The organism is Flavonifractor sp. (assembly GCF_019422385.1).
In the GTDB taxonomy this organism is placed as follows: domain Bacteria; phylum Bacillota; class Clostridia; order Oscillospirales; family Oscillospiraceae; genus Flavonifractor; species Flavonifractor avistercoris.
The window spans coordinates 1-9,030 of sequence record NZ_JAHZDL010000090.1; the positions used below are offsets into that span (position 1 = coordinate 1).

Annotated in this window: 6 protein-coding genes and 1 pseudogene; 6 read left to right on the forward strand and 1 reads right to left on the reverse strand. The window is 66.5% G+C overall.

What is annotated here, in order from left to right:
- Together QZ378_RS10780 and miaB are read left to right on the forward strand one after the other, a co-directional pair.
- Positions 1-773, forward strand: a pseudogene (locus QZ378_RS10780) (elongation factor 4); the annotation flags it as partial.
- A 144-nt stretch (positions 774-917) separates the two neighbouring features.
- The gene (miaB, locus tag QZ378_RS10785; RefSeq protein WP_191379744.1) at positions 918-2,321 is read left to right on the forward strand and encodes a tRNA (N6-isopentenyl adenosine(37)-C2)-methylthiotransferase MiaB; all 1,404 of its coding nucleotides are present in this window, start codon (positions 918-920) and stop codon (positions 2,319-2,321) included.
- Here the strand turns inward: miaB and QZ378_RS10790 are convergent.
- Entirely contained in the window at positions 2,301-2,573 is a 273-nt protein-coding gene (locus tag QZ378_RS10790; RefSeq protein ID WP_291258268.1) for a DUF6809 family protein, read from the reverse strand. The genes miaB and QZ378_RS10790 overlap by 21 nt on opposite strands.
- 85 nt (positions 2,574-2,658) lie before the next feature.
- Between QZ378_RS10790 and QZ378_RS10795 the strand changes: the two genes are divergently transcribed.
- The 4 genes from QZ378_RS10795 to mutL form a co-directional block, all read left to right on the forward strand.
- Positions 2,659-2,868 (forward strand): helix-turn-helix transcriptional regulator, encoded by a 210-nt coding sequence (locus QZ378_RS10795; protein ID WP_087242220.1) that lies wholly within the window; start codon positions 2,659-2,661, stop codon positions 2,866-2,868.
- A gap of 705 nt (positions 2,869-3,573) precedes the next feature.
- Positions 3,574-6,174 (forward strand): DNA mismatch repair protein MutS, encoded by a 2,601-nt coding sequence (gene mutS, locus QZ378_RS10800; RefSeq protein ID WP_291258269.1) that lies wholly within the window; start codon positions 3,574-3,576, stop codon positions 6,172-6,174.
- A 180-nt stretch (positions 6,175-6,354) separates the two neighbouring features.
- Positions 6,355-7,056, forward strand: a complete 702-nt coding sequence (locus tag QZ378_RS10805) for a type II CAAX endopeptidase family protein (protein WP_291258270.1) — start codon at positions 6,355-6,357, stop codon at positions 7,054-7,056.
- A 193-nt stretch (positions 7,057-7,249) separates the two neighbouring features.
- On the forward strand, positions 7,250-9,030 hold a 1,781-nt coding region (gene mutL, locus QZ378_RS10810; protein WP_291258271.1), incomplete at its 3' end, for a DNA mismatch repair endonuclease MutL.

Sequence of the window (9,030 nt, forward strand, 5' to 3'; positions counted from 1 at the left end):
TTCTGGGCATGCTCCACATGGAGATCATCCAGGAGCGGCTGGAGCGGGAGTTCGACCTGGATCTGATCACCACCCTGCCCTCGGTGATCTACCGCATCACCAAGACCGACGGGTCGGTGGTCATGGTGGACAACCCCCACAACTACCCCGACCCGGCGGAGATCCAGATGGCGGAGGAGCCCTACGCCAAGGTGTCCATCGTCACCCCGCCGGACTACGTGGGCAACATTATGCCCATGTGCCAGGAGCGCCGGGGGGAGTTCAAGGACATGCAGTACCTGGACACCAACCTGGTGGAGCTGCACTACTCCATGCCCCTGGGGGAGATCATCTACGACTTTTTCGACACCCTCAAGGCCCGCACCAAGGGCTACGCCTCCCTGGACTATGAGCTGGACAAGTACGAGCCCTCCGAGCTGGTGAAGGTGGACCTGCTGCTCAACGGCGACCAGGTGGACGCCCTGTCCTTCATCGCCCACAAGGACAAGGCCTACCCCCGGGCGAGAAGGCTGTGCGAGAAGCTGAAGGAGAACATCCCCCGCCAGCTCTTCGAGGTGCCCGTCCAGGCCGCCATCGGCGGCAAGATCATCGCCCGGGAGACCGTCAAAGCCATGCGCAAGGATGTGCTGGCCAAGTGCTACGGCGGCGACATCACCCGCAAGAAGAAGCTGCTGGAGAAGCAGAAAGAGGGCAAGAAGAAGATGCGCTCTCTGGGGACGGTGCAGATTCCCACCGAAGCCTTCATGGCCGTCCTCAAACTGGACGAGGAATAAAAAGAGGGCAGCCGCGCGGGTATCCGCGCGGCTGTCTGTGTATGCAGGAAAAAACGCCCGCCCCTGGCGGGGGTTGGCGCTTGTTTTCCGACAAGAAAAGTGGTAAAATTTAATGATTGAACCTGCAAAACTGGAGGAGACGATTTGAACCGAACCACCACCAAGATTTCCCCCGAGGAGATCGCCCGCCAGCGGGACTTCTGCCATAAAATCCTGGAGCGCAACGCCGCCCGGCCCGCGCCCCCCCTGGCCTTCGTGGACACCTACGGCTGCCAGCAGAACGAGGCCGACTCCGAGCGGCTGCGGGGCTATCTCAGCGAGATGGGCTACCACTTCACCGACAGCGAGGCCGAGGCCGACGTGATCGTCATCAACACCTGCGCCATCCGGGAGCACGCGGAGATGCGGGTGCTGGGCAACGTGGGCGCCCTGGTGCACACCAAGCGGGCCAAGCCGGGGCAGCTGATCTGTGTGTGCGGCTGCATGGCCCAGGAGCCCCACATGGCCCAAAAGATCAAGGAGAGCTACCGCCAGGTGGATCTGGTCTTCGGCCCCCACGCCCTATGGCGGTTCCCGGAGCTGCTCTACCGCCTGGTGACCCGCCGGGGGCGCATCTTCGACATCGCCGACGAGCCCGGCTCCATCGCCGAGGGCATCCCCCTGGTGCGCCAGGAGGGGGTGAAGGCCTGGGTGTCCATCATGTACGGCTGCAACAACTTCTGCACCTACTGCATCGTGCCCTACGTCCGGGGGCGGGAGCGCAGCCGGCAGCCGGAGGTGATTCTGGACGAGATCCGCGGCCTGGTGGCCGAGGGGTACAAGGACATCACCCTGCTGGGCCAGAACGTCAACTCCTACGGCAAGGATCTGGACACTCCCTGTGACTTCGCGGATCTGCTGAAGGCCGCCTCTGAGATCGAGGGCGACTTCCTGCTCCGCTTCATGACCAGCCACCCCAAGGACGCCTCCCAGAAGCTGTTCGACACCATGGCCTCCTCCCCCAAGATCGCCCCCTGCTTCCACCTGCCCTTCCAGGCGGGCAGCGACCGGATTCTCAAGGCCATGAACCGGGTGTACGACCGGGCGGGCTACCTGGACAAGGTGCGCCGCCTGCGGGCGGCCATCCCCGACGTGGTGATCACCTCCGACGTGATCGTGGGCTTCCCCGGCGAGACCGCCGAGGACTTTGAGCAGACCATGACCCTCATCGACCAGGTGCGCTTCGACGCCCTGTTCACCTTCATCTTCTCCCCCCGGGAGGGCACCCCTGCCGCCAAAATGGACGACCCCATCTCCAAGGAGGAGAAGGCCGCCCACTTCCAGCGGCTGGTGGAGCGGCAGGATCAGATCTCCGAGGAAAAGCACAGGGCCTACATCGGCAAGACCGTCCGCTGTCTGGTGGACGGGAAGGACGATAAGGGCCTCACCGCCCGCACCCCCGGCAACCGGCTGGTGCGCCTCACCGGGGACGACCGCCTCATTGGGCAGTTCGTGGACGTGAAGATCACCGGGGCCAACAAGTGGTCTCTATCCGGGGAGCCGGCCTAACGCCCCCAGCTCCAGCCCCAGGGACAGGCCGCAGCGGAACAGCGCCCGCTCGGTCAGATCCCCCTGCTCCAGACTGCAGCCCGTCAGGCGCTCCAGCTGGCCCCTGGCCTCCGGGCCAAGATTGGCCGCCAGCCAGTCCGCCGCCCGCTCCGCCATCCGCCCCGCGTTCTGATACTCCGGGTCGGCGTTCAGGTAGAACGCCAGCCGGTGCTCCTGGACGTATTCAAAGAGATAGTCTACGATATCCTGCATCGTATAACCCTCCAAAAATTTGACCGTACGGTCAATTCGTGCTTTTATTATATATTGCCCGTTCGGTCAATGTCAAGGAGTTTTTATGGCAACTTTTGCGGAACGTCTTTTAATCTTGCGGGAGGGAAAGCATGTTTCCCAGTCCGTGGCCGCAGACGCCGTGGGCATTAACCTCCGAACCTATCACCGTTATGAAAACGGCGAGCGGGAGGCCACTGTCTCCACCCTCATCCGCATGGCCGACTACTTCGGCGTGTCCATCGATTACCTGGTGGGCCGGACAGACAGCCCGTAGGGGCGGATAGTATCCGCCCGCCCCATGGAGGCCCGGCCTCCGGCGAGCGCCTGCGCGGCGGGCGCCCCGCTTTTGATGGCAAAAGCGGGGGGAAAACCAGCAGGGAGGGGGATTTCGATTTCCCCCTCCCTGCACCCACCCCTTGAAACGACCAATCAGGGGGGCCTCGGCCCCCCTATTGGATGTACCCCCCAGAGCTGTCCTACAGGTAGTTTACCGGCGGCGAAGGCTTACTTCGTAACGCCTCCGCCGCTCGAACGCCGCCGCAAGCGCCCTTGTTTTTCGGGGGCATGGCACCGACGGCGGCCCGGCGGGCCAGGCCGGTACAACGCAACCGTTGTCAGGGCCTGCAAGGTAATCCCAATGCGTGCCACCCAGGGCGCGGCAGCGCCTGTGACAAAACCGCCAGGAAAACTTGCGGCAATGCGCGGCTGGTCTTTGCGGGCCAATTACAACCCACCGCCGCCATGAGCCCCCGTATTGGGGGGCCAGGGTGGGCGAAGCCCCCCGGCCTTTCTTTCCCACCGCTTTCTTTTGGAAAGAAAGCGGTGCCCCGGCCGGGCAGGCCCGCCCTGCGGGGGGCACTCCCGGTGTGAGAACGGGGAACCCCTCATCCGCCCCAGTGTGCGCACTGGGGCACCTTCCCCCCGCCGGGGGGAGGCCATTCATACCATCATGATAGAGAGACAGAACAGGAGAGAAGCCATGCCGCCAGTGAACACCCCCATGATGCAGCAATATCTCCGCATAAAGGAGCTGCACCCGGACTGCATTCTGTTTTTCCGGCTGGGTGATTTTTACGAGATGTTCAACGAGGACGCCAAGCTGGCGTCCAGGGAGCTGGAGCTGACCCTGACCAGCCGGGACAGGGGCAAGCCGGAGGATCAGCGCACCCCCATGTGCGGGGTGCCCTACCACTCCGCCGATGCCTATATCGCCCGGCTGATCGCCAAGGGGTACAAGGTGGCTATCTGCGAGCAGATGGAGGATCCGGCCACCGCCAAGGGTCTGGTGGATCGGGACATCATCCGCATCGTCACCCCCGGCACGGTGATGACCGCCTCCATGCTGGAGGAGGGGCGCAACAACTACATCTGCGCCGTCTACCGGGACTCCGCCGGCACCGGCGTGTGCTTCTGCGACATCTCCACTGGCGAGTGCGCCGTCACCGCCTTTGACGGCCCCGACACCGACGAGCACCTGTATAACGAGCTGGGCCGCTACGCCCCCCGGGAGGCCATGCTGTCCGACGGGGCGTACAGCGACGCCGCCCTGGTGGAGTTTCTCACCCAGAAGCTGAACTGCCGTGTGGAAAACGGGGGAGAGGGCCGCTTCCGGCTGGACGCCGCCCGCTCGGCGGCGGCCAAGCAGTTCCCCGACGGCCTGGCCCAGCTGCCCTGCGACGCGGCGGTGCAGGCGGTGGGCGGCCTGCTGGCCTATCTCTATGAGACCCAGAAGACCGACCTGTCCCACATCGCCTCCCTGAGCTGGTACACCTCCGGGCAGTTCATGGAGCTGGATCTCACCGCCCGGCGCAACCTGGAGCTCACCGAGACCCTGCGCACCAAGGAGAAGAAGGGGAGCCTGCTGTGGGTGCTGGACAAGACCCGCACCGCCATGGGGCACCGGCTCATCCGCGCCTGGATGGAGCGGCCCCTGCTCTCCCCGGCGGCCATCTCCCGGCGGCTGGGGGCGGTGGAGGATCTGGTGAACGACACCATCGGCCGGGAGGAGCTCATCCGCGTCCTGCGGGAGATCACCGACCTGGAGCGGCTCATCGGCCGCATCGTCTACGGCACCGCCGGGGGGCGGGATCTGGTGTCCCTGGCCGCCGGGCTGGGGAAGCTGCCGGAGCTGCGGGAGCGGCTGGCCCCCTATCCCTCCGCCTTGCTGAAGAGCCTGTCCGGGGAGCTGGACGATCTGGAGGAGCTGCGGGACCTGATCGGCCGGGCCATCGTGGACGAGCCGCCCTTCTCCGTGCGGGAGGGGGGCTTCATCCGCCTGGGCTACGACGCCGAGGTCGACCGCCTCCGGGACATCCAGACCCGGGGGAAGGACATGGTGCTGGCCATCGAGGCCCGGGAGAAGGAAAAGACCGGCATCAAGAGCCTGAAGGTGGGCTTCAACAAGGTGTTCGGCTACTACATCGAGGTGTCCAAGTCCTACTACGACCAGGTGCCGGCGGACTACATCCGCAAGCAGACCCTGGTGAACTGCGAGCGGTTTATCACCCAGGAATTGAAGGATCTGGAGCACGAGATCCTCACCTCCCAGGATCGCCTCACCGCCCTGGAGTTCCAGCTCTTCTGCGACCTGCGGGAGCAGGCCGCCGCCCAGGTGGGGCGCATCCAGCGCTCCGCCGCCGCCGTGGCCCAGGTGGACGTGCTGTGCTCCTTCGCCGCCGTGGCGGCCGAGCGGCGCTACTGCCGGCCGGAGGTGGATCTGTCCGACCGCATCGACATCACCGAGGGCTGGCACCCGGTGGTGGAGAAGATGCTCACCGGCGCCCCCTTTGTGCCCAACGACGCCCACATGGATCTGGAGGACGACACGGTGGCCATCATCACCGGCCCCAACATGGCGGGCAAGAGCACCTACATGCGGCAGGTGGCCCTCATCGTCCTCATGGCCCAGATGGGCTCCTTCGTGCCCGCCAGGGCCGCCCGCATCGGGGTGGTGGATCGGGTGTTCACCCGCATCGGCGCCAGCGACGACCTGTCCGCCGGCCAGTCCACCTTCATGGTGGAGATGACCGAGGTGGCCGAGCTGCTGAAAAACGCCACCGCCCACAGCCTGCTGATCCTGGACGAGATCGGCCGGGGCACCTCCACCTACGACGGCATGGCCATCGCCCGCTCGGTGCTGGAGTACTGCGCCGACCGGAAGAAGCTGGGGGCCAAGACCCTGTTTGCCACCCACTACCATGAGCTCACCGCCCTGGAGGGGCTCATCCCCGGGGTGAAGAACTACAACATCGCCGCCAAGAAGAAGGGGGACACGGTGCTCTTCCTGCGGAAGATCGTCCGGGGCGGGGCAGACCAGAGCTACGGCATCGAGGTGGCCCAGCTGGCCGGCGTGCCTGAGCCGGTGCTGAAGCGGGCCCGGAAGATCCTGGCCGAGCTGGAGGAGGGGGGCGCCCCCGCGCCAACCCCCGCCGCCCCTGCCAAAGCGGCGGCGGACGACCAGGTCTCCCTGCTGGACATGGGGGCCGCCAAAGTGGCCGACCGCCTGCGGCAGGTGGACGTGAACGTCCTCACCCCCATCGAGGCCATGAACCTGGTGTATGAATTGAAGCAGATGCTGTGACGGCGGTATTTGCCTTCCCCCCAACGGGGGGAAGGTGGCGCGGCTTGGCCGCGACGGATGAGGGGGCCTTATCAGGCAGTCCGCCACCCCCGCATCCGTCAGCCTGACGGCTGACAGCTTCCCCCGACGGGGGGAAGCCGGATTTGATTGGACAGCCCCAGAAAGAAAGAGAGGAAAACCATGCCAACCAGACAACGCCGCGCCTGGCGTCCCCAGATGACGAAGGCCGAGATGGGCCGTGGATGGGTGTTTTTCGCCCTGTACGTGCTGGTGTTCCCCTGGGTGATGGGGTGGGTGCAGCGGGCCTTTCAGGGGGCCCTGCCGGTGGCGGAGGCCAACGTGGTGTACTACCTGCTCTCCGCCGTGCTGGTGTTCCTGGTGTTCTGGAGCTTTCTCAAGCACGGCTTCCACCTGCTGCTGGACTGGCTGCCGGAGAACCTGTTCGCCTTCGTTACCGGCCTCATCGCCGCCGGGGTGCTCCACTTCCTGGTGATGCGCATCCCTCTGCCGGTGGAGAACCCCAACAGCCTGAGCTATCCGGAGCAGTTCGCCCTGGCCCCCGCCGCCACGGTGGTGATTCTGGTGGTGCTCATGCCCGTGGTGGAGGAGACCCTGTTCCGCGGCCTGCTCTTCGGTTCCAGCCGGCGGTACAGCCGGGCCCTGGGCTATGTGCTCTCCACCCTGGTGTACGCCGTCTACTGTGTGTGGCAGTTCGTCTTTACCTACGGCCAGGTGGACTTCCGCTACCTGCTGCTGTTTGTCCAGTATCTGCCCATGTCCCTGGCCCTCACCTGGTGCTACGACAACGGCGGCTCCATCTGGAGCCCCATCGCCCTCCACGCCGTCATCAACGCCTTCACCCTGTTTTTTGCGGTGACGTAGGGTACCCAAAGCCTTCCCCCCGGTGGGGGGAAGGTGGCACGGCAACGCCGTGTCGGATGAGGGGAACTGCGTCTGGCAACCACCGCCCCCTCATCAGTCAGCCTAACGGCTGACAGCTTCCCCCCTGAGGGGGAAGCCCGGCGTTTGCCCTATCCTACCGCCCATTTTCCTATTTTAGAAAGCAGGTACTTCTATGCCCCACATCCAACAACTTGACCCCCATGTGGCGGATCTGATCGCCGCCGGCGAGGTGGTGGAGCGCCCCGCGTCGGTGGTGAAGGAGCTCATGGAGAACGCCATCGACGCCGGGGCGGACACCCTGACGGTGGAGATCCAGCACGGCGGCATGAGCCTGATCCGGGTTACCGACAACGGCTGCGGCATCGCCTATGACGAGGCCCCCACCGCCTTCCTCCGCCACGCCACCAGCAAGCTGCGCACCGAGTACGATCTGGAGGCCATCGGCACCCTGGGCTTCCGGGGGGAGGCCCTGGCGGCCATCTCCGCCGTGTCCCGGGTGGAGCTGCTCACCCGCACGGCAGAGGAGGAGCTGGGCGCCGCCCTGTCCCTGGAGGGGGGTACGGTGGTGAGCCGGGAGGAGGCCGGCTGCCCCCAGGGCACCACCCTGGTGGTGCGGGATCTGTTCTACAACACCCCCGCCCGGCTGAAATTCATGAAGAAGGACGCCGCCGAGGGGGCGGCCTGCTTCGCCATGGTGCAGCGGGTGGCCCTGTCCCACCCGGAGGTGAGCGTCAAGTTCCTCCGGGATGGGAAGCAGGAGCTGCTCACCCCCGGCGACGGGCAGCTCCAGTCCGCCCTCTACGCCGTGCTGGGCCGGGACATGGCCCTGGGGTACAAGGCGGTGAAGGGCTCCGGCGAGGACATGGCGGTCACCGGCTTTGTCACCCTGCCCACCTGCTGCCGGGGCACGAGAGGGTATCAGCACTTCTTCGTCAACGGCCGCTACGTCAAGAGCCGCACCATGATGGCCGCCCTGGAGGAGGCCTACGCCAACCAGAAGATGGTGGGCAGGTTCCCCGGCTGCGTGCTCCACCTGAAGACCCGCCTCAATGCCGTAGACGTGAACGTCCACCCAACCAAGCAGGAGGTCAAGTTCGGCAGCGACAAGAAGGTCTTTGACGCGGTGTACTACGCCGTCAAGTCCACCCTGGAGGGGGATCACACCCGGCCCGCCCTCACCCTGGACGACGGGAAGCCCGCCCCGGCGCGCCCTGTGTCAACCCTGTCTGCGGAGGGCGGCGGCCCGGCGTGGGGCGCGACGACCCCGGCGCGCCGTTCCCCCGTCCAGGAGACCCTGCCCCTCCACGACTTCACCGCGCCCCCGGTGAAACCGGCGGCCGTAGCGGCCGGTTCCCCGGCAGGGGCCGCCGCCCTCGACGGCCCGGCGTGGGGCGCGACGACCCCGGCGTGCCGTTCCCCCGTCCAGGAGGCGCTGTCCCTCCGCGACTTCACCGCGCCCCCGGTGAAACCGGCGCCCCCGGCGGCGGGCCGGCCAGATGTCCGGCCCCTACAACAGGAGGATGCACCCGATTCCCCGGCAGGGGCCGCCCCGGCCCAAAGCGCGGCCCCGGACGAGGGGAGCGTGCCCGCCCCCGCGCCCAAGCCTGTGCCCGCCCCGGAACCCGTTCCGGAGCCCGAGCCCTGGCGCCTGGCGGGGGAGGTGCTCAACACCTACATCGTCGTGGAGCAGGGGGACAAGGTGCTCTTCATCGACAAGCACGCCGCCCACGAGCGGCTCAACTTCGACCGCCTGAAGGCCGAGGGCTACCAGCCCATGGTGCAGGCCCTGCTGGAGCCGGTGGTGTTCACCCCGCCGGCGGAGGAGGGGGCGGCCCTGCTGGCCCAGCTGCCCCTGCTGGAGCGGTTCGGCTTTGAGACGGAGGACTTCGGCGGCGGGACGCTGATCGTCCGGGCCGCCCCCAGCGACGTGGCCGCCGGGGAGATCCCCGACGT

Excerpts from the sequence above, each read along its gene's own strand:
- QZ378_RS10795 (WP_087242220.1), top strand. The coding sequence starts at position 2,659 with ATGGCAACTTTTGCGGAACGTCTTTTAATCTTGCGGGAGGGAAAGCAT.
- QZ378_RS10790 (WP_291258268.1), bottom strand. The coding sequence starts at position 2,573 with ATGCAGGATATCGTAGACTATCTCTTTGAATACGTCCAGGAGCACCGG.
- mutS (WP_291258269.1), top strand. The coding sequence starts at position 3,574 with ATGCCGCCAGTGAACACCCCCATGATGCAGCAATATCTCCGCATAAAG.
- QZ378_RS10805 (WP_291258270.1), top strand. The coding sequence starts at position 6,355 with ATGCCAACCAGACAACGCCGCGCCTGGCGTCCCCAGATGACGAAGGCC.